This window comes from Mycolicibacterium bacteremicum, assembly GCF_002086115.1.
Lineage (GTDB): Bacteria > Actinomycetota > Actinomycetes > Mycobacteriales > Mycobacteriaceae > Mycobacterium > Mycobacterium bacteremicum.
Map to the genome: position 1 here is coordinate 12647 of NZ_MVHJ01000021.1, position 18983 is coordinate 31629.

At 66.8% G+C, this 18983-nt stretch carries 19 protein-coding genes and 1 riboswitch; of the genes, 11 read left to right on the top strand and 8 right to left on the bottom strand.

The features are described from left to right. Nucleotides 1-2: 2 nt before the first annotated feature. Nucleotides 3-965: a DNA polymerase domain-containing protein gene (locus BST17_RS20625; RefSeq protein WP_083060820.1), complete on the bottom strand. Its 963-nt coding sequence runs from the start codon at nt 963-965 to the stop codon at nt 3-5. A 22-nt stretch (nt 966-987) separates the two neighbouring features. Between BST17_RS20625 and BST17_RS20630 the strand changes: the two genes are divergently transcribed. The 3 genes from BST17_RS20630 (at nt 988) to BST17_RS20640 (ending at nt 6092) form a co-directional block, all read left to right on the top strand. Beyond that, nucleotides 988-1686, top strand: coding sequence for an Ntn hydrolase family protein (locus BST17_RS20630; protein WP_083060771.1), 699 nt, complete (start codon nt 988-990; stop codon nt 1684-1686). Between the two features lie 100 nt (nt 1687-1786). Continuing rightward, on the top strand, nt 1787-4624 hold the full coding sequence (locus tag BST17_RS20635) for an MMPL/RND family transporter (protein ID WP_083060772.1): 2838 nt from the start codon (nt 1787-1789) through the stop codon (nt 4622-4624). 40 nt (nt 4625-4664) lie between these two features. Continuing rightward, complete coding sequence (locus tag BST17_RS20640) at nt 4665-6092, top strand: SDR family NAD(P)-dependent oxidoreductase (protein ID WP_083060773.1); 1428 nt, start codon at nt 4665-4667, stop codon at nt 6090-6092. A 1-nt stretch (nt 6093) separates the two neighbouring features. On the opposite strand, the gene BST17_RS20645 is transcribed toward BST17_RS20640, so the two are convergent. Genes BST17_RS20645 through BST17_RS20655 form a run of 3 tightly spaced genes read right to left on the bottom strand, consistent with a single transcriptional unit; the run spans nt 6094 to nt 7811 of the window. Continuing rightward, a complete protein-coding gene (locus BST17_RS20645; protein ID WP_083060774.1) occupies nt 6094-6843 on the bottom strand; it encodes an SDR family oxidoreductase in 750 nt (249 codons plus the stop codon). Between the two features lie 55 nt (nt 6844-6898). Further along, nucleotides 6899-7270 carry a nuclear transport factor 2 family protein gene (locus BST17_RS20650; protein ID WP_234807751.1) on the bottom strand — a complete coding sequence of 124 codons (372 nt, stop codon included), beginning with the start codon at nt 7268-7270 and terminating at the stop codon, nt 6899-6901. 34 nt (nt 7271-7304) lie between these two features. Further along, a complete protein-coding gene (locus BST17_RS20655; protein WP_308214751.1) occupies nt 7305-7811 on the bottom strand; it encodes a MarR family winged helix-turn-helix transcriptional regulator in 507 nt (168 codons plus the stop codon). Between the two features lie 105 nt (nt 7812-7916). Here BST17_RS20655 and BST17_RS20660 point away from each other — a divergent pair, with 105 nt between their 5' ends. After that, nucleotides 7917-8822: a metal-dependent hydrolase gene (locus tag BST17_RS20660; protein ID WP_234807752.1), complete on the top strand. Its 906-nt coding sequence runs from the start codon at nt 7917-7919 to the stop codon at nt 8820-8822. Then, complete coding sequence (locus tag BST17_RS20665; RefSeq protein WP_083060776.1) at nt 8819-9934, top strand: PDR/VanB family oxidoreductase; 1116 nt, start codon at nt 8819-8821, stop codon at nt 9932-9934. Before BST17_RS20660 ends, BST17_RS20665 begins: the two co-directional genes overlap by 4 nt. Nucleotides 9935-9986: 52 nt before the next feature. Here BST17_RS20665 and BST17_RS20670 read toward each other — a convergent pair whose 3' ends face one another. Further along, nucleotides 9987-10607 carry a TetR/AcrR family transcriptional regulator gene (locus tag BST17_RS20670; protein WP_234807753.1) on the bottom strand — a complete coding sequence of 207 codons (621 nt, stop codon included), beginning with the start codon at nt 10605-10607 and terminating at the stop codon, nt 9987-9989. 58 nt (nt 10608-10665) lie between these two features. Here BST17_RS20670 and BST17_RS20675 point away from each other — a divergent pair, with 58 nt between their 5' ends. Next, nucleotides 10666-11868 (top strand): oxygenase MpaB family protein, encoded by a 1203-nt coding sequence (locus tag BST17_RS20675; RefSeq protein ID WP_083060777.1) that lies wholly within the window; start codon nt 10666-10668, stop codon nt 11866-11868. A gap of 84 nt (nt 11869-11952) precedes the next feature. On the opposite strand, the gene BST17_RS20680 is transcribed toward BST17_RS20675, so the two are convergent. Then, nucleotides 11953-12900 (bottom strand): PDDEXK family nuclease, encoded by a 948-nt coding sequence (locus BST17_RS20680; RefSeq protein WP_234807754.1) that lies wholly within the window; start codon nt 12898-12900, stop codon nt 11953-11955. Between the two features lie 77 nt (nt 12901-12977). Between BST17_RS20680 and BST17_RS20685 the strand changes: the two genes are divergently transcribed. Next, the gene (locus BST17_RS20685) at nt 12978-13220 is read left to right on the top strand and encodes a hypothetical protein (protein WP_133053560.1); all 243 of its coding nucleotides are present in this window, start codon (nt 12978-12980) and stop codon (nt 13218-13220) included. A 3-nt stretch (nt 13221-13223) separates the two neighbouring features. Here the strand turns inward: BST17_RS20685 and BST17_RS20690 are convergent, their stop codons facing one another. Then, on the bottom strand, nt 13224-13472 hold the full coding sequence (locus BST17_RS20690) for a hypothetical protein (RefSeq protein WP_083060779.1): 249 nt from the start codon (nt 13470-13472) through the stop codon (nt 13224-13226). A 237-nt stretch (nt 13473-13709) separates the two neighbouring features. Between BST17_RS20690 and BST17_RS20695 the strand changes: the two genes are divergently transcribed. Then, entirely contained in the window at nt 13710-14297 is a 588-nt protein-coding gene (locus BST17_RS20695) for a TetR/AcrR family transcriptional regulator (RefSeq protein WP_083060780.1), read from the top strand. A 99-nt stretch (nt 14298-14396) separates the two neighbouring features. On the opposite strand, the gene BST17_RS20700 is transcribed toward BST17_RS20695, so the two are convergent. Next, on the bottom strand, nt 14397-14927 hold the full coding sequence (locus BST17_RS20700; protein ID WP_083060781.1) for a hypothetical protein: 531 nt from the start codon (nt 14925-14927) through the stop codon (nt 14397-14399). A gap of 33 nt (nt 14928-14960) precedes the next feature. After that, nucleotides 14961-15069: riboswitch (SAM riboswitch) on the bottom strand. A 156-nt stretch (nt 15070-15225) separates the two neighbouring features. Between BST17_RS20700 and BST17_RS20705 the strand changes: the two genes are divergently transcribed. The 3 genes from BST17_RS20705 to BST17_RS20715 all read left to right on the top strand — a co-directional run bounded on the left by BST17_RS20705 (nt 15226) and on the right by BST17_RS20715 (nt 18980). Further along, nucleotides 15226-16164, top strand: coding sequence for a metallophosphoesterase (locus BST17_RS20705; RefSeq protein ID WP_083060782.1), 939 nt, complete (start codon nt 15226-15228; stop codon nt 16162-16164). A gap of 157 nt (nt 16165-16321) precedes the next feature. Continuing rightward, nucleotides 16322-17416: a fatty acid desaturase family protein gene (locus BST17_RS20710; protein ID WP_083060783.1), complete on the top strand. Its 1095-nt coding sequence runs from the start codon at nt 16322-16324 to the stop codon at nt 17414-17416. 427 nt (nt 17417-17843) lie between these two features. After that, the gene (locus BST17_RS20715) at nt 17844-18980 is read left to right on the top strand and encodes a hypothetical protein (protein ID WP_083060784.1); all 1137 of its coding nucleotides are present in this window, start codon (nt 17844-17846) and stop codon (nt 18978-18980) included. Nucleotides 18981-18983 lie beyond the last annotated feature (3 nt).

An 18983-nucleotide genomic window follows, 5' to 3' on the forward strand; every position in this document is an offset into this window, starting at 1 on the left:
GATCAAACCGAGCCCTGTTCGCGTCGCGCCCTGGCCCGCCGCTTGCCCTCGTGCATCGCCGCGACCCGGGCGACCGGGATGGTGTGGCCCTGTGCGACGAGATCGGCGGGCAGCCGCTGTGGCGCCGGCATCTCGGCCGCCCACGGGTCGCCGTCACCGAGGCGCTCCAGCGCGGTGTGCACGGTGAAATCACCGGGCTGCACAGTAGGCAACTCCGACCACGACAACGGAAACGACACCGGCGTGCCCGGTCGCAACCGCGGACTGTAGGCCGCCGCCACCGTCGCGCCACCGGAGCGGGTCGCGTCGACGAACACCTTGCCGCCGCGGTCCTCGACGATGAAAGCCGTTGTGGCGATGGACGGATCGAGAGCCTCGGCACGGGCGGCCAATGCCCGGGTGGCGGCGGCGACGTCGTCACCGCTCGAGTCGTCGGCGACCGGCACGAAGATATGCACCCCGCGCGACCCGCTGGTCTTCACCGCGCCGGCCAGCCCGGCATCGGCCAGTGCCTGCCGCACAAGCAGCGCCACTGCCACCACCGCGGCGAAGTCGGCGCCGTCGGGCGGGTCGAGGTCCAGGATCAGATGCGTCGGGCGGTAGATGTTCGCGGCGAACCCGAGCGCCGGGTGGTATTCGACGGCGCGCTGATTGGCCAGCCACAGCAGCGTGCGCCGGTCATCGCACAGCGCGTAGTGGATCTCCCGGTGCGATGCCTCGGCCCACACCGGCACCGTCTTCACCCACTCCGGCGTGTACTTCGGGACGTTCTTCTGCATGAACGGCGCGCGCCCACGCAACACCCGCAGCACCGTCAGCGGCCGGTCCGCGAGCACGGGCAGGATCCGGTCGGCGACCCCGTCCAGGTAGTCGACCAGATCGCGCTTGGTGGCCCCGGCGTCGGGGCCGAGCGGTTGGTCCAGGTTGGTCAGCTCGACGCCGGCACGCTGCTCGTCCGCGGTCATCACCCCACCGTAGGCTCGGATCATGACCGTCGTCCTCGCTCTGCGGTGTGCCAACGGAATCGTGATGGCATCGGATTCCCAGATCACCGACCCGGGCCGGGGGCTGACCTATCCCGCCCAGAAGCTGCACCCACTCGGCAGCAACGCCGCCTGGGGTGGCAGCGGGTCGCGGGCGGTGCTCTACGACGTCGAGCAGCTGTTCAACGAGGAGGCCGACGCCGTCGTCGAGGCCAAGGACATCGGGCACGCCATCCAGGCCCGGGTGCGGCCGATCATGCAGCACCATTACGAGAACTTCATTCCCGAGGTACCGGGGCAGAAAGCCGCGGGAACGCCGGCCACCTATGTGCTGGCCGCCGGCTACGTCGGAGACACGCCGTTCATCATCGACCTCGACCCGAACGCGCTGCTCGGCCATCACGAGGAGACCGGGTTCCAGGCGGTCGGCAGCGGCGCGGCGATGGCGCAGCAGGCGCACGCGCTGCTGACCCAGTTCCAGGTGGCCGACCGCGATGTGAACTACGGCGTGGTGGCCGCGCTGCGGGTGCTCGACGCACTGGACGCGTCCTCACCGAGCGTCGGCGGCCCGATGGATCTGTGCCGCATCACCCCCGAGGACGGGGCGCAGCACCTGACGCCCAAACAGGTCGAGGCGGTCCGCAAGGACGTGGGCCGGTGGGTGAAGCTGGAGCAGACCGCGCTGGACGGCCTGTTCGACTGAGCCTGTGAGGTTGCTGTCAATCCGTCGCACGGCTTGCTAATGGTTAAACGGGCTACTTAAGTTACGCGCAACAGCGATTCTGTAGCGACAGGCCCATTCGATGAACGCCAGCAATGGCCAGCGATCCAGGATCGCCCACCTCATCCGCACCCTCGCGGTACCCGTCGTGCTGGCCTGGCTGGCACTGGTCGTCGCCACCAACGTGCTGGTGCCCTCCCTGGAGAAGGTCGGCGAGGCCAACACCGTCGGCCTGAGTGCTCAGGACGCGCCGTCGATGATCGCGATGAAACGCATCGGCGCCAACTTCGACGAGTTCGACTCCGACTCCAACGCCATGGTGGTGCTCGAGGGTGATCAGCCCCTCGGCGACGAGGCGCACCACTACTACGACGGCCTGATCGACAAGTTCGAATCCGACCCCGTGCACATCCAGCACGTCGCCGACTTCTGGGGTGACACCCTGACCGCGGCCGGCGCGCAGAGCGCCGACGGCAAATCGGCCTATGTGCAGCTCTACCTGCACGGCAACCAGGGCGAGACGCTGGCCAACGAATCGGTGCAGGCCGTGCGCGATATCGTCGCTCAGACCCCGCCGCCACCGGGTCTGCACGTCTTCGTCACCGGCGGCGCACCGCTGATCTCCGACCAGCACCACGCCGGCGACAAGAGCATCTTCCTGGTCACCCTGATCACCCTCGGCGTCATCCTGGCGATGCTGCTGATCGTCTACCGGTCCATCGGCACCACGATCCTCATCCTGCTGATGGTCTTCGTCGAACTCGGCGCCGCCCGCGGGGTGGTCGCCTTCCTGGCCAACGCCGGGGTCATCGGGCTGTCCACCTTCGCGGTGAACCTGCTGACACTGATGGTCATCGCCGCGGGCACCGACTACGCGATCTTCGCCGTTGGGCGCTATCAGGAGGCCCGCGGTGTCGGTGAGGACCGGGAAAGCGCGTACTACAGCATGTTCGGCGGCACCGCGCACGTGGTGCTGGGCTCGGGGCTGACCATCGCCGGGGCCATGCTGTGCCTGTCGTTCACCCGGCTGCCGTACTTCCAGACCATGGGTGTGCCGTGCGCCATCGGCACGCTGGTCGCCGTGCTCGCCGCGCTGACGCTGGGCCCGGCCGTCATCACCATCGGCAGCCGGTTCGGCCGCTTCGAACCCAAGCGCGCCATCCGGTCCCGCGGCTGGCGGCGCATCGGCGTGACGGTGGTGCGCTGGCCCGGACCGGTTCTGGTGGCGACGCTGGCGCTGGCGCTGATCGGTCTGGTCACCCTGCCCGGCTACAAGACCAATTACGACGCGCGGCGCTATCTGCCCACCGAGCTGTCGGCGAACGTCGGATACCAGGCCGCCGAACGGCATTTCAGCGCCGCGCGGATGAACCCCGAACTGCTGATGGTGGAAAGCGACCAGGATCTGCGCAACCCGGCGGACTTCCTGGTGATCAACAAGATCGCCAAGGCCATCCTCGCGGTGCCCGGCGTCGCGCGGGTGCAGACCATCACCCGGCCCAACGGAAAACCCATCGAGCACACCACGATTCCGTTCATGCTCAGCCAGCAGGGTGCCACCCAGACCATGAACGAGAAGTACCGCCAGGACCAGTTCGCCGACATGCTGCGCCAGGCCGACGACATGCAGACCAACATCGAGACCATGGAGCAGATGTCGGCCATCACCGAGCAGATGGCCGCCACCACCCACCAGATGGTCCTCAAGACCACCGACCTGACGCTGGACACCGCCGAATTACGGGACTACATCGCCAATTTCGACGATTTCATGCGCCCGCTGCGCAACTATTTCTACTGGGAACCACACTGCTACGACATCCCGGGCTGCTGGGCCATCCGCTCGGTGTTCGACACCCTCGACGGCATCGACGTGCTGACCACCGACATCGAAACCGTCGTCCCCGACCTGCAGCGCCTCGATACCCTGATGCCGCAACTGGTCGAGATCATGCCGCAGAACATCGAGACCATGAAGACGATGCGGCATTCGATGCTCACGATGTATCAGACCCAGAAGGGCATGCAGGACCAGGGTTCGGCCATGCAGGAGAACTCAACCGCGATGGGGGAGGCCTTCGACGCCGCGCGCAATGACGACACGTTCTACCTGCCGCCGGAGGCCTTCGAGAACGCCGACTTCAAGCGCGGGATGGACAACTTCATCTCACCGGACGGAAAGTCGGTGCGGTTCATCATCTCCCACGACGGGGACCCGGCCACCCCGGAGGGCATCGCGCACGTCGACCCGATCAAACAGGCCGCCCGCGAGGCCATCAAGGGTACCCCGCTGGAGGGCTCCAAGGTGTTCCTGGCCGGCACCGCGGCCACCTATAAGGACATGCACGACGGCGCCCAGTGGGATCTGGTGATCGCCGGAATCGCGGCGTCGGCACTGATATTCGTCATCATGCTGCTGATCACCCGCAGCCTGGTCGCGGCCGCGGTCATCGTCGGGACGGTGCTGCTGTCCCTGGGCGCGTCGTTCGGCATGTCGGTGCTGCTGTGGCAGCACCTGCTCGGACTCGAGCTGCACTGGATGGTGCTGCCCATGTCGGTGATCCTGCTGCTCGCCGTCGGCTCGGACTACAACCTGCTGCTGGTCAGCCGGTTCAAGGAGGAACTGCACGGCGGCCTGAAGACCGGCATCATCCGGGCGATGGCCGGCACCGGGTCGGTGGTCACCTCGGCGGGCCTGGTGTTCGCGTTCACCATGGCCTCGTTCGCGTTCAGCGACCTGACGGTGATGGCCCAGGTGGGGACGACGATCGCGCTCGGGCTGCTGTTCGACACCCTGGTCGTGCGGTCCTTCATGACGCCCGCGGTGGCCGCGCTGCTGGGCAAGTGGTTCTGGTGGCCGAAGGTGATCCGGACCGAGGCGTCGCGGCGCCGGCTGGCCGAGAGCGGCATCACCGCCTGAGGATTCCCCTCCGGGCGCCGCAAACCCGTACGCTACCTCGGTGAACGCGATCGACCCCGACAAGATGGCCACCTGCCTGCAGGTGCTCGCCGACGTCGAGGCCCTGCCCCCCGAACACCCCGATGCCGTCGCCGTGCGCCGGGCCACCGCCGGCATCTTCAAGTCGGTGCGCAAGGCCCGCCGCACCGCCAAGCGCGACGCGGTGGCCGCCGCCGACCGCGCCGTCATCGCCGCGACCGCCACCGGGGCGCCCGGGCGCATCGACGACGAGACCGCCGGGCTGCCGCTGGTCTCGGCGACCAAGGGCGCGACCGCCGGCACCCTGATCAAGCCCCGGGCCTGCTACATCTGCAAGCAGCAGCACACCGTGGTCGACGCGTTCTACCACCAGCTCTGCCCGGACTGCGCGGCGTTCAGCCACGCCAAACGCGACGCCCGCACCGATCTGACCGGCCGACGCGCGCTGCTGACCGGTGGCCGGGCCAAGATCGGCATGTACATCGCGCTGCGGCTGCTGCGCGACGGCGCGCACACCACCATCACCACCCGGTTCCCGAACGACGCGGTGCGGCGCTTCGCGGCGATGCCCGACAGCGCGGACTGGTTGCACCGGCTCAGCGTCGTCGGCATCGACCTGCGCGACCCGGCGCAGGTCGTCGCGCTGGCCGATACCGTCGCCGACGCGGGGCCGCTGGACATCCTGATCAACAACGCCGCCCAGACCGTGCGCCGCTCGCCGGGCTCCTACACCGCGCTGGTCGACGCCGAGCGCACCGCGTCCCCGGAGCTGGTCGCCAGGACGGCCGGGGTCATCTCCTTCGACCGGGTCAGCGACGCACACCCGGCCGCCCTGGTCGGCAGCCTCGCCGAACAGCAGACCCACCAGGTGACCGAACTGGCACTCGTCGCGCGCAGCGCCTCCCCGGAGCGCATCGCCGCGGGCACCGCCATCGACGCCGGCGGACTGCTGCCCGACACCGCCCCGGTCAACAGCTGGACCCAGCACGTCGACGAGATCGACGCGATGGAGCTGCTCGAGGTGCAGCTGTGTAACCAGACCGCGCCGTTCATCCTGGTCAGCCGGCTGCGTCCGGCGATGGCCGCCGCCCCGGCGCGGCGCAAGTACGTCGTCAACGTCTCGGCGATGGAGGGCCAGTTCGGCCGCGCGTACAAGGGCCCGGGTCATCCGCACACCAATATGGCCAAGGCCGCGCTGAACATGCTGACCCGCACCAGCGCCGCGGAGATGCTGGAGACCGACGGCATCCTGATGACCGCGGTGGACACCGGTTGGATCACCGATGAACGCCCGCACCCGACCAAGCTGCGGCTGGCCGAGGAGGGTTTCCACGCCCCGCTCGACCTCGTCGACGGTGCCGCCCGGGTGTATGACCCGATCGTGCGCGGCGAGGCCGGCGAGGACGTGTACGGCTGCTTCCTCAAGGATTACGTCAAGTCCCCCTGGTGACTCAGATCTGCAGCTTGCCGCCGTGCACGGCCAGCTCCGCACCGGTCATGTAGCTGCTCTGATCGGTCGCCAGGAACAGGACGGCCGAAGCGATTTCGTCGACATGGCCGAGTCGGTTGAGCACCACCCCGGCGGCCAGTCCGTCCAGCAGCGCCTTCTCCTGCTCGGCGTCGCTGGCCAGCCCGGTCAGCCCGGGCGTCTCGATGGGCCCGGGGACGATGGTGTTGACCCGGATGTTGCGGTCGGCCAGTTCGGCGGCCCAGGTGCGGCCCAGCGAGCGGATCGCGGCCTTGGACGCCGCGTAGAGGCCGAAGCTGGGGGTCGCCTCGGTGGCCGCGGTCGATCCGGTGATGATGACCGAGGCGCCGTCGTTGAGCAGCGGGAGCATCTTCTGCACGGTGAACACGGTGCCGGCCACGTTGCGGTCGAAGTTGTCGCGGTAGTGCTGCTCGGTGACATCGGCCAGCGTCGCGAAGTCACCGCCGCCGGCGTTGGCGTACAGCACGTCCAGTCCGCGTCCGGCCGCTTTGATCGCGTCGGCCAGTGCGTCCAGGTCGGCGAGCTTGCTGATGTCACCCTGCACCGCGTGGGCGCGCGGGCCGATGGCGGCGACGGCCTCGTCCAGGCGGGCGCGGTCGCGTCCGGTGATGAAGACCTCGGCGCCCTCCGCGGCGAACCGCTTGGCACCGGCCAGTCCGATGCCGGAGGTGCCGCCGGTCACCAGAGCGGTCTTACCGTCGAGCTGTCCCATGATCGTTCCCTTCGTCGAAGTGTTGCGACGGCCAGAACGTCAGGTGATGTGTCACCTATTCCGAGGCCGGTCCGGTCAGCACGGTCCACAGGTCGGTGATGCGTCCGTCGGCGATCAGGGCGACGTCGAATCCGGTCATCACCGCGGCGTCGTCCTCGTCGCGGCGCACCTCCCAGGCCAGGAAGCCGAAGCCGCGGGTCTGGCGCACCGGGCCGGCCGGCGCGAAGTGCATCCCGGCCAGGCCCGCCTGCAGGTGCGCGGCCTTCTCGTCCAGGGCGTCGTGGCCGGTGACCACACCCTCGTCGTCGGTCCAGCGGACCTCGGTGGCATAGGTGGTGGCGATGGCGTCCGCGCGGGCCTGCGGATCGCGTTGGTTGAAGACGGCGAGCAGGTTCGCCTGCATCAGGTCGGTGACGGTATCGCTCATGGCGGGTTCTCCTATTGGGTGATAGATCACCATTCTAGTGGGGTGCGGGCGGCAGCGAGCTGTTCAGGTTGAGGTTGACGTGGATGTGCTCCAGCGCGGTCGTGAAAGGCCCCAGCAGCGGGTCGGGCAGCGCGTCGAAGAACAAGCGGCGCACCAGGTCGACATGGGCCGGGGCGGCGTCCTCGATCGCCGCGCGACCCTGCTTGGTGAGCACGACGTTGGTGGTGCGGGCGTCCTCGGCGCCGGCCTGGCGCAACGTCAGCCCGCGCTGCTCCATGCGGCGCAGTTGATGCGACACCCGGCTGCGTTCCCAGCCGATGTGCGCGGCCAGATCGCCGACCCGCATCCCGCCGGGATTGTCGCTGAGGGCCACCAGCACGTGATAGTCCGACAGCGACAACCCGGAGTCGGCCTGCAACTGGCGGTTCATCTCGTACTCCATCCGCAGCTGCACCCGCATGAAGGCGAGCCAGGCGCGCTGCTGCTCCGGGGTCAGCCAGACCGCGCGGTCGGTGGGTGATCTGTCCCGCTTTTTCGCCACGCACAGGAGTATGCCGCCCGGTCAGCGGTCCGGACCGGCGTCCTGGCCGACGCGGTATTTGCTCCGCGGATGTTTTCCCGACGGATTTACGGGCAGTATGGGGTAATGCCTGATACCCGCGCGTCCTCGGCTGCGGCGGATACGTTCGCCCCCGAAGAAGTCGCCCTACGGCCCAGAAACGTCAATTTCGACTGGTCAGCGGCCCCGCTGCACTGGATCCCCGGTGACCCGTACGGCTCGCACTCGGTCACCGCGCTCAACCTGGTGCTGCCGGTGGCCGAGCGCTGGTTCGCCAAATTGCTCTCCGATGCCCTCGAATACGTGCGCGACGATCAGCTGCGCGAGGAGATCATCGGGTTCATCGGGCAGGAGGCGGTGCACGCCAAGACCCACGATGATGTGCTCGACGAGTATCTGCTGCGGCACGGGATCGATCCCGAGCCGTTCCAGAAGCAGCTCGAATGGGTGGTCGGCCAGTACGAACAGCGGATGGCCAAGGCCAGCCCCGCCAACCGGCGCAAGGCGCTCGCCTCGGGCACCCACGCCCTCAGCGCGGCCGAGCACTACACCGGCGTGCTGGGCGACTGGGCCTTGAACAACAACTGGGATGAGCTCGACGCCGACCCCACCATGTCCGATCTGTACCGCTGGCACGGTGCCGAGGAGGTCGAGCACCGCCACGTCTCGTTCAATGTCGCGAAGTACTTCGGCATGGACTACGTGGCTCAGGCCGCCGCGGGCGCGCTGACCAGCGTGGTGTTCTTCACGATCGTGCTGCGGGCGATGAAGTTCCTGGTTCGCGAGGATCCGGCGCTGCCCAACGACGGCTACCTCCGGATGATGTGGAAGCTGCGCAAGTCGGCCAAGCGGGGGTCGACCCCGTCGGTGGGCTTCATCGCACGATCCGGGCTGACCCTGCTCAAGCGTGACTACAACCCCGCGAACGAGGGCAGCACTGCGCAGGCCGTCGCTTACCTGGCCAGCTCGCCGGCCGCGCGCGCCTTTTCATGAGCCGACTGGACAAGCTGTTACGTCCCTATGTCGGGGAGCCACCACCGGGTCTGTACCGCTCGGCGCCCGATCTGCTGATCCGGGTGGCGGGCGCGGCGGTGCCGCACTTCTTGTCGGTGGTGATGAAGCTGGTGCCCGACGAGGACCTGCCCGAGCTGCCGACGGCGTCCAACCGCCGCACGCTGGAGGTCGTCGGCCGCGAGGTGGTGGCCCGCGATCCCGAGGTGGTGGCGTTCACGCTGGCCGCTCCCGATCGCGGTGAGCTGCGCGGCTGGCACGCCGGGGCGCATATCGACCTGTATCTGCCGTCGGGCCGGACCCGGCAGTATTCGCTGTGCGGGGATCCCGAAAGGGCCGATGAGTACCGGATTGCGGTGCGGCACAGCGCCGAAGGGCTCGGCGGCTCGATCGAGATGCACGCGCTGAACGTCGGTGATCTGATCGAGGTCAGCGTTCCGCGCAATGCGTTCATGATGCCGTTGCCCGGATCGGGTTCGCGGTCCTCGACCTTGCGGTTCATCGCCGGCGGTATCGGGATCACCCCGATCCTGCCGATGGTGCGGCTGGCCGAGCGGGTCGGGGTGCCGTGGTCGCTGCGCTATACCGGGCGCAGTCTGGCCAGCCTGCCGTTCCTCGATGAGCTGGAGGCATTCGGGGACAAGGTGGTGGTCCGCACCGATGACGCCGGATTGCCCACGGCCGCAGACCTTCTGGACGGGGTGGATGCCGCGACCGCGGTGTACGCATGCGGTCCGCCGCCGATGATGGAGATGGTCGGCCAGGCGGTGCCCGTCGGCACCGAACTGCACGTCGAGCGGTTCTCCCCGCTGCCGGTGGTGGACGGCGCACCGTTCTCGCTGGAGCTGCGCGGTGGCGAAGTGGTTGAGGTGCAGGCGAATCAGAGCACGCTGGCGGCGTTGCGCGGGGCGCGGCCGGATATCGGCTACTCGTGCCAGCAGGGGTTCTGTGGGACGTGTGTGCAACGGGTGGTGTCCGGTGAGGTCGAGCATCGCGATGTGCGGTTGACCGATGCCGAGCGGGCGGCCGGGGACATGCTGGTGTGCGTGTCACGGGCCCGGTTCCCGGGTGAGCGGTTGGTGCTGGACCTGTAGGTTTCGCGTTTTCTGTGCCGCTGCCCGCCTTCGAGCGACAAATGAGCGACAACTAGTCCGGCGTCAGCGCCGCCGCGAGCATCTTGGCGGTCAAGGCGACCATGGCGTCGCGATCCGATCCGGGCGGGCGTTGCAGCGCGATGCGCAGGCAGGCGCTCGAGGTGACGCCCATCGTGATGAACACCAGATCCCGCAACTGATCGGGATCCAGGTCGGGCCGGGTGCGTCCCGGGATGGCGGTGCCCAGCGGCAGCAGGCTGCGCTCGATCTCGTCCATCGCCGTGTGGTTGAGGTAGGCCGGGATGTCGAAAGATGAGGAGGCGAGCGCGGCCTGCAGGATCGGGGCGTGCTTCTCGTAGGCGGTGGTGAGGGTGTCGATGACGATGTGGGCGGCGTCGAAGACGTCCTTGTCCATGGCGGCGCTGACCCCGCGCACGAGCTCGAACGAGATGTCGCGGGTGGCTTGGTCGACCAGCTCGGCAAGGATCGCCGCGCGGTCCGGAAAGTAACGATATACAGTGCCGATGCTGACGTGCGCAGCATCGGCGATGGCCTGGGTGGACAGCCTGTCGATACCGCGCTTGGCGATGATGGTCAGGGCGCTGTCGAGCAGACGTCTGCGCATCTCGCGGGCCCGCTGTTGCTGGGGGAGGGTGCGCGCCTTGGTGGCCATCGGTTCCTCCGTGCAAAGGTGAGTAGTAAGTGAGGAATTCTCATGTTTGCATGGACGCATGAGTATTGCCAGCGAATCACCGGTTGCCGTCCCGAATGCCGACCTGTCCGTGCAGCGCTACGGCGCCGCGGGCCAGGCGTGGGTCGACGGGGTGTTCGTCGCCGACCCGTTGGCCGACGCCGTGGTCGCGTCCTTCGCCGAGCTGCCCAAGGGCTGGGGGATGCAGATGTTCCGTACGGCGCTGGCCGAGGGTATCGACGCGGTCCCCGACGCGCCGGCCGCGCTGCGTGCGTTCTTCGCCGAGGTGGACGTCGAACCGGAGTGGCTCGACCACGCGCGACTGGACCGGGCGGCCGGACATCTGGTGCGACACATGGCGTCCTACGGCATCGTGCTCGGTGCGGCGTCGCTGACGAAGGGCGCGATGAACCAGGTCGCCGGCATGCCGCTGGTGATCACCAACCGCTACACCAGTCAGGCCGCGGTGCGCTCGCTGGAGGTGGGCTCGTGGATGGAGACGATCCTGACCCCCGGTGGCCTGCGCCGCTTCGGTGCGGGGTACGCGACCACGCTGCGGGTCCGCCTGATCCACGCGTTCGTGCGGAAGTCGCTGTGGGACAGCGGCTCCTGGGACACGCAGGCGTGGGGCGCGCCGATCCCGCAAAGCTTCATGGCGTTCACCATCGTCGAGTTCGGCAATATCGCGCTGACGGCCATGCATCAGCTCGGGGTGCGGTACACGGCCGCGGAGCTGGACGACATTTTCCACTTCTGGCGCTACGTGGGTCTGCTCAATGGTGTTCAGGCGCCGCTCAATCCGGCGTCGGAGGCCGATCATGTGCGCATCGAGGAGCTGTACGCGCTGACCGGCAGCAACCCGGACGACGGTGACCGGGACTTCGTGCGGGCATTGACGCACGACTACCTCGCGGTCGAGATCGCCGACCTGCTGCCCGTCGGCGGGCAGGCGCTGGGTGTCGCCGTTATCAACGGGTTGACGCGGGCGTTCCTGGGCGACACGGCGGCATCGCAGCTCGGTGTGCCCGACACCGTGCTCAAGCACCTTCCATCGGTGATCGGCCCGGTGGTCGGGGGAGTGAACCGGGTGCTCGGCGCGGTGCCCGGGGTCAGCGAATGGCGGACCCGGCGCGCGCTGGCCGGCTACCCGAAGGTGATGGAGCAGCAGCGGCGGCGGTACGGGATGTCGCATGACCTGGTCGATGCCGCGCCCGGGGCGGGTGGGCACCCGGCTGCGGGGTAGATCCGGCGTTGAATCTGCGGTAGCGGCGCAAAAGTGCGAGTGGGTCGCGCCGTGAGCGCAGAGTCAACGTGTTCCACGCTGTTCTTACTCGACGTGTGTAGCGATTGAAGCCAGAGACTCTCCTTGGTACATCCAAACGTCGGCCCCCGGAATGGCATCGTGGGTAGTGCTCGTCGCGTCGAAGATGATCTTTTTTGCGAGGGTGGTCGGGGTGAACGTCTCATCATTCATGCCCGACGCCCATCTCAAGGGTCGGTCTCGGTGGCTCACCCAGATAGCCACGCCGCGAGCGGGCTCTTGAGCGATCCAGGCGTCTACAGCGGCGGCTAAGTCGGCGTTGACCCATGTATGCAGGTTGATCGCAATCTCGGCCCCCTCTGGGATCGCGTTGGACTCGTACAGCAGATGTGTCGACCGAATCCTCCGTTTCTTCTCAGCAATCTTGGAGGCGACCGAGTCCGCCGTGGCCGCGGCGATGCCCGGTGTGAGGACCCGAGTAGTTGGATCGGCCGCTGGATAAAGGCGTCGAAATATCAAACAGGACTGCTCAGGCGAACATTCTGGCGATGCGAACGCATTGACGGTATGCATTTCAATACTCAAATTCGGAGTAAGGTCCGAAAGCCATGTAACCGTGGTGTAGGTCTGTGCTGTGAAATCTTCGGCAAGTAGGATGATCTTCGGGACCGTCAAGATGTCGTCGTCCCATGTCCCGTCGACATGATCTTCGAGTTGTTGGCGAGCTTCTGACGTAGTCACCACTTCTTTCCCGACCCGACTCAAGTAATCGGCGTGAGCGTCTGCCAGAGTGTCCTTACTGAATCCTGCAACTAAAGCCGCATATGTGATTGCTTGGAGGTGGATGCGCGAGTCGCTGCCGCGTTTGAGCTCAACCACCACCAGTTGGCCCGAGCTATCCAGACCAAGAATGTCGAGTCGCTCTCTGGCAAGATCGCCAGAATTCGAAGACCATTTGTCGTATTGAGTAGTGACCACTTTGACGTGATCTCCCAAAAACTTCTGGATGGTCAACTATCCAGCGCTCCAGATGGGTAGGTTCCCAAATTCCAAGCTCGCTAAGGCTGCGAGACGGCATAGGCTCGCACTGGGTGTTCGAACCGGACACCGAAAACATCAGCATGTCGGTTTGCATCCGAACAGTGTGGCATTGGGCTGCAGTATTCGCTGTTGTTTGTCGCCAGGCCGCATTCATAGGCGCGCAGCGCCTACCGCACCTGAGCGACCGCAACTGGCAGGTGTGCACGTCGACGCCGGCGCCGGGCGGCACGTTCACCGCGAGCACCGAGATCGACTTCGGCGTCGTGCGCATCGACACCGAGGAGTGTCCGTAGCCGCTACCGGCGCAGCCCGGGGCCCGCGGTCAGCAGCAGGAGCAGCAGATCGCGGGCATCGGAACTGTCGGGCTCGTCGAAGAGCCGGTTACTGGCGGTCTGCACCAGCCGTCGCCAGGTGTGCGGCGAAACCAGCTTGTTGTCGTCGGCACCGAGCAATTCGCGCAGCCGGCTGAACGCGTCCGCGTCGTCCGGGTCGCGGTAGAGGTCGTCGCAGACTGACTGGATTTGCTCTCGCAGTGCGGAATTCACGCTCCGCACCGGCGCGGCGGCTTTGCCGCATCGCCTGTCGAGCGGATAACTGCCTGCACACACGCCATGAGTTCGGATACGTCCGAATCGCCCCCGCGATGAACCATATGTGCATATTGCAGGACCCCACACGGATATGGCAAGACGAGACAGTTGTACCGGTTTGTCACATTGCTGTATTGTTGCTCGGTGGCAAGCACCGTGTTCCTTCGTCCGTCCGCACCGGTCGAGCCCACAATGCGCGAGCGTATCGTCAGTGCTGCCGTCAAATCCTTTGCCCAGCAGGGTGTTTCGAATACACCGCTGCGCGCAGTGGCCGATGCCGCGGGTGTCAGCGTCGGGCTGGTGCAGCACTACTTCGGCAACAAGGCCGGCCTGATCTCCGCGGTCGATGAATATGTGCTGCAGGTGTTCGGCGAGGTCTTGGAGGCCGATCCGCTGCCCGAGCCGCCGGGCGAGCAGTCCGAGGAACTGCGCGGGCGCTTCGCGCAGCTGTTCCACAAGTATCCCGAGGTCACCGACTACGTCGCGCACGCGCTGAGCCAGGGCGACGAGATCGGCAACGTCATCTTCGACGGCCTGTTGCAGATCAGCGTCGCCCAAGGCGAGGGTTTCGCCGAACACGGACTGGTCCGCCCAGATCTAGACTCCGTGTGGGGCGCAATCAACCCGCTGATCCTGCGGGTCGGTGCGATGATCCTGCGCAACCACATCGAGCGGCACATTCCGGCGGCGTTCTACACCCCCGAGCAGTTGTCGCGGTGGGACACGGCGGTCACGTCGCTGATCCGCCGGGGGCAATTCGTGCCGGAGGCGCCGGATTAGGTGAGGGCCACGTCGGTCAGCGTTCGAGGGGTACGCACGGGCCGACGTTCGACGCGGTCCGCGAAGCACGCGGGGGATGTGCTTCGCGGATCGCTTCGTTTACAGCTCGCCGATCAGCCGCGCGAACACCTCCTGTGAGGCTTCGGCACTCGGCGGCCATGCCTGTTGCCAGTCCCGTAGCGGAATATCGGCCTCGGGGTCGAAACGTGCTGCCATGAGCGGATACTCGTGATCCCGCCAACCGCGCAGCCGCCAGTCGCCGCCGGCGAAATCGACCAGCCGCTGAATCTCGCGCTGGTTCCCGTGGCGTACCCCGATGCCGTTCATCAGGCTGTGCCGCCCCAGGGCGAACGGACGCCCATAGGCGTTGTTGACCGTCCGACAGTGCTCGCACGCCCGCCACGACCACCGCGAGGTGCCGCCGGCGGTGCCGCGGAAGCACACGATGCACAGGTCGTGCTCGCGGGACACGTCGGCGCCCTCCCAGACAGACGGGGAATCCTCATGTCGGCAGGACTGCCACAGCCGGCGGAACACCGGGCCACGCAGCCCGCCGCACGGGATGTGCACCGAGAGTTCGGTAATTCGTTCGCGCAGTGCGGCATCCGCCGCGCTCAGGTTTTCGGTCATCGTTCGCCATTCCTGGCGACGCCACGGTCGGGCGTCCACCGCTTGCACTGTCGTGCCGGCTCTTCCCCTGGGGCACCGTGCGGTGGTCGCGCGGTTGCCGGGACGACGGGCCAGGTACCCGAACAGTCGTCCGCTCGTGAGCTGCCCTCAGGATACCGGCGCGCTCCGACATGTCGGTGGCCCGCGATATCCTGAGATCAGCTTCCAGACCTGCCCGCCGAGGTTCATCGGCGCGAGGCGAAAGGTCGGCAATCATCGAGAACGCGCTGCCCTTGGGGGCGGCGGAAGGGGGGAGCACATGAGTTACGACGTCATCGGCGATGTGCACGGCTGCGGCGACGAGCTCGAGGCCCTGCTGGCGCACCTGGGTTACGAGGTCCGCGACGGCGGATACCGGCACCCCGAGCGCACGGCGATCTTCGTCGGTGACCTCATCGACCGCGGGCCCGCGCAGCTGCGGGTGCTGAAGATCGTGAAGGCGATGGTTGACGTCGGCAGTGCGCGAATGGTGTTGGGCAACCACGAGTTCAACGCGCTGGCCTATGACACGGAGTGGCCGGCGGGGTCCGGAGAGTATTTGCGGCCCCATTCGGCGAAGAACGAGCGCCAGCATGCCGAGTTCCTCCGCCAAGTGACCGGCGACGCGCGGGCAGAGTATCTGGCGTGGTTCCGGACGCAGCCGCTGTGGCTGGATCTCGGCGAGATCCGGGTGGTGCACGCCTGCTGGCATGCGGAGTCGATGGCGGTGCTCGGTGCCGCTCCGGTCCTGTCCGATGAGTGGTTGGTGCGGGCGTCGACGAAAGGTGACCCGGTGTACGAGGCGGCGGAGACGCTGCTGAAGGGCCCCGAGATCGGTCTGGTCGAGCACGGGGTGCCGGCCTACCTGGACAAGGACGGGCACACCCGGGAGCGGGCGCGGCTGCGGTGGTGGAATGCGCAGGCGACCACCCTGGCCGACGTCGCCGAGATCAGCAGTACCTTCGAGCTGAGTGAGGGCGTGCCGTACCCGCCGCTGCCGCCGATCGATGTGTCGCAGGATTTCGTCTACGAGGAGCAGGTGCCGGTGTTCTACGGGCACTACTGGCGCCAGGGCGAGCCGACGCAGCACCGGGACTGGACCGAGTACGCGGCGTGTGTGGACTTCAGCGCGGTCAAGGGTGGGGCGCTGGTGGCGTACCGGTGGTCGGGGGAGGCGCGGATCGATCCGGACCACTACGCGTGGGTGGGCCGCCGCTGAGAGCGCTCTCAGTTCATGCATCGCAGGTCGGTGGCATATTTCGCCTGGGCGGCGGATCTCGATTACCCGCCGTTCAGTCGGACGCCCTAGGCTGCGATTGACCCTGACGGTGGCCAGCGTGCGCCGCTCTCACGACGCACCCACCCGAGGATTGTTGATGGCGATCGCCGACGTGCCGGCCTACCTGCATCTGACCAGTGCGGACGTCGACGAGATCGCCTTCGAACTCGACGTCATCCGCCGCGATATCGAGGACTCGCTCGGCGCCAAGGACGCGGCCTACATCCGGCGGGTGATCCATTTCCAACGCGCCCTCGATGTCGCCGCACGGCTGGTGATCGCGTGCAGCAAGTCCAAGACCGGCTGGCTGGTCGGGACGGGCGCGCTGGCGTACGCCAAGTCCATCGAGAACATGGAGCTCGGCCACAACATCTCCCACGGCCAGTGGGACTGGATGAACGACCCGGAGATCCACTCCAATACCTGGGAGTGGGACATGGTCGGGGAGTCGGCGCAGTGGCGGTACTCGCACAACTATCGGCACCATGTGTACAGCAATGTGCTCGGCATGGACGAGGACATCGGCTACCGGCTGCATCGGGTCACCCGCGAGCAGCCGTGGCGGCCGGTCCATCTGGCGACGCCGCTGCGAAACCTGGTGCTGGCGGCGATGTTCGAGTGGGGCATCGCCCTGCACGGCCTGCACTCGGAAAAGCTACGCGGTGATCCGGCGGTACTGGCCGGGGAGAAGCGCAAGTTCTTCGGCAAGGCCGGGCGGCAGCTGGCCAAGGACTATGTGCTGTTGCCGGCGCTGAGCGGGCGGCGGTGGCGTCGGACGTTCGCGGCCAACTTCGCCGCGAACACGATCCGCAACCTGTGGGTGTACGTCAACATCATCTGCGGGCACATCCCGGACGGGGCCGAGACGTTCGACCCGGCGGTGGTCGAGAACGAGACCCAGGGCGAGTGGTACCTGCGGCAGCTACTGGGTACGGCGAACTTCAAAGCTGGTTCCGTGCTGGCGATCTCGGGCGGGCATTTGTGCTACCAGATTGAGCATCACCTGTTTCCGGACCTGCCGAGCAATCGGTTGCCCGAGGTCAGCGAGCGGGTGCGGTTGCTGTGCGAGAAGTACGACCTGCCCTACAACTCTGCGTCGCTGCCGCGGCAGCTGTTTCGGACGCAGCGGATCATCCATGGGTTGGCGGTGCCGGACTGGGTGATGCGGTTGGGGCGGCGCCGGCGCGCGTGACCTGCGCGGAAGTGAGTAAGTCGCTGCCCGCCTTGTAGCGACAACTGGGCGGCGCGGCGAGTTGTCAGTTCGGTAGGACCGCTACGGCCACCTGTATCGGACGGCCAACCGAGCGTCAGCACTGTGCGCGTTAGTAGGCGGCGACCGGAAATTGTGAACCGCAGCTTGCCTCCGGCACCGAGCAGGGTGCGTACGGGTTCGGCTCCATAGGCGCACCATCTCGACAGGAGTTCGGTATAGATCGCCTGCATGTATACGGATCTATACGAACAAGCCGGCAAGGGATGGCGACTTGGTTCGACCATGCCACCCAAGTGCTACTGCGATAGTTGCCGTCGCCTGAAGGCGTTGCAGTTATCCACAATCTGCATCAAGGCGGGCAGTTTGTGACGCCGATCTGTCGGGGCTCGGGCGTAGCTTCCGGCTCATGAACGAAGGACGGAAGCGGCGACAGGCCAAGCAGGCCCGCCGAGACGCGCGACGGCGGGCTGTGCGCCCGGTGCCGAACCCGAACGAGATCGGCCATGTGCGGAACTCACCGAGTACTGAGCATCCGCTGAACATGCTGCTCGTTGTGGGCAAGTTGATCGAACTGCTTCTACCACATGAGTTTTCGTACCGGGCGAGGAACACCAGCAATGAGCGCATCGATCCGACGCAACTGATCGATGAAGCCGCCGTGGTACGGGCGCCGCATTACGCCGAGGTGGTCGCATTGCTCGGCGAGATGGCGGTTGGCGACGAGTGCTTCCAGCAGTGGTGCCGTGATGAGGTTGCGGCACGTTCCGTTGTGGTGCCGCGCTGGATCACAAATCTGCCGGATCTGATGGTTGGTCGAGCGATGCGGTTGACCGATGTCTTCGGTGACCTGGATGAAATCCTGTTCGAGGTGCGGTTGGCCGGCGGTCATGCGATCACCTGCGGGGTGCTGATCGATCATCTGGAGTACTCGACGGTCAAGGATGTCGGGATCTGGGATAAGCCGCTGAATGCCGTGCTAGTCCTGTTGGAGTCCTGGGAATGCGTGGGCATCCCGGTGGAGATGACGACGGCTGATGCGCGCGCCTGGATCGAGCAGGCGTTCGGGAATTGCATCGCCCGCGAAGTCAGGGAGAGACGCCCGGGATTCTCGGCTGTGGTCAAGTGGTTGGCTGCTCGGCTGCCCGACGGTGGGCGGCAATACCCAAGCAGTGACGCGGATCCGAGCCCGTCAGATGTGGTGGAGGCGTTCTTTGCTTCTCCCGAAGGCGAGCGGTTCAGCCTTGACGAGTTCGGCGAGATGCTGGAGCAGCTGATCGGCATGCGTAGCGGGGACCCGCTGCGCTGGAGTGCATTCCGGGTCATCTACGCGGCGGGGGACTTGCCCGACGGCTGGTACGAACCAGTGGAGACGGTGCTTCGCCTGCCCGCCCTGCTACGTGCCTTTGTCCGGTATGCCCACGAACGCAGCGGAATCAGCGCGGAACTGACGGACCAGACGCTGGCGATGATCGACGAAGTGCAGAAGGGCTTCGAGGATCGGGTTCGTGGTGGGTTGCAGGAGTATTGGGATGCCGCGGGGTAGCGC

Coding starts and splice junctions, on each gene's coding strand:
- BST17_RS20700 (WP_083060781.1), bottom strand. CDS start 14,927: ATGACCGAAAACCTGAGCGCGGCGGATGCCGCACTGCGCGAACGAATT.
- BST17_RS20670 (WP_234807753.1), bottom strand. CDS start 10,607: ATGGCCACCAAGGCGCGCACCCTCCCCCAGCAACAGCGGGCCCGCGAG.
- BST17_RS20630 (WP_083060771.1), top strand. CDS start 988: ATGACCGTCGTCCTCGCTCTGCGGTGTGCCAACGGAATCGTGATGGCA.
- BST17_RS20660 (WP_234807752.1), top strand. CDS start 7,917: ATGCCTGATACCCGCGCGTCCTCGGCTGCGGCGGATACGTTCGCCCCC.
- BST17_RS20710 (WP_083060783.1), top strand. CDS start 16,322: ATGGCGATCGCCGACGTGCCGGCCTACCTGCATCTGACCAGTGCGGAC.
- BST17_RS20705 (WP_083060782.1), top strand. CDS start 15,226: ATGAGTTACGACGTCATCGGCGATGTGCACGGCTGCGGCGACGAGCTC.
- BST17_RS20695 (WP_083060780.1), top strand. CDS start 13,710: ATGCGCGAGCGTATCGTCAGTGCTGCCGTCAAATCCTTTGCCCAGCAG.
- BST17_RS20715 (WP_083060784.1), top strand. CDS start 17,844: ATGAACGAAGGACGGAAGCGGCGACAGGCCAAGCAGGCCCGCCGAGAC.
- BST17_RS20635 (WP_083060772.1), top strand. CDS start 1,787: ATGAACGCCAGCAATGGCCAGCGATCCAGGATCGCCCACCTCATCCGC.
- BST17_RS20675 (WP_083060777.1), top strand. CDS start 10,666: ATGAGTATTGCCAGCGAATCACCGGTTGCCGTCCCGAATGCCGACCTG.
- BST17_RS20665 (WP_083060776.1), top strand. CDS start 8,819: ATGAGCCGACTGGACAAGCTGTTACGTCCCTATGTCGGGGAGCCACCA.
- BST17_RS20645 (WP_083060774.1), bottom strand. CDS start 6,843: ATGGGACAGCTCGACGGTAAGACCGCTCTGGTGACCGGCGGCACCTCC.
- BST17_RS20650 (WP_234807751.1), bottom strand. CDS start 7,270: ATGAGCGATACCGTCACCGACCTGATGCAGGCGAACCTGCTCGCCGTC.
- BST17_RS20625 (WP_083060820.1), bottom strand. CDS start 965: ATGACCGCGGACGAGCAGCGTGCCGGCGTCGAGCTGACCAACCTGGAC.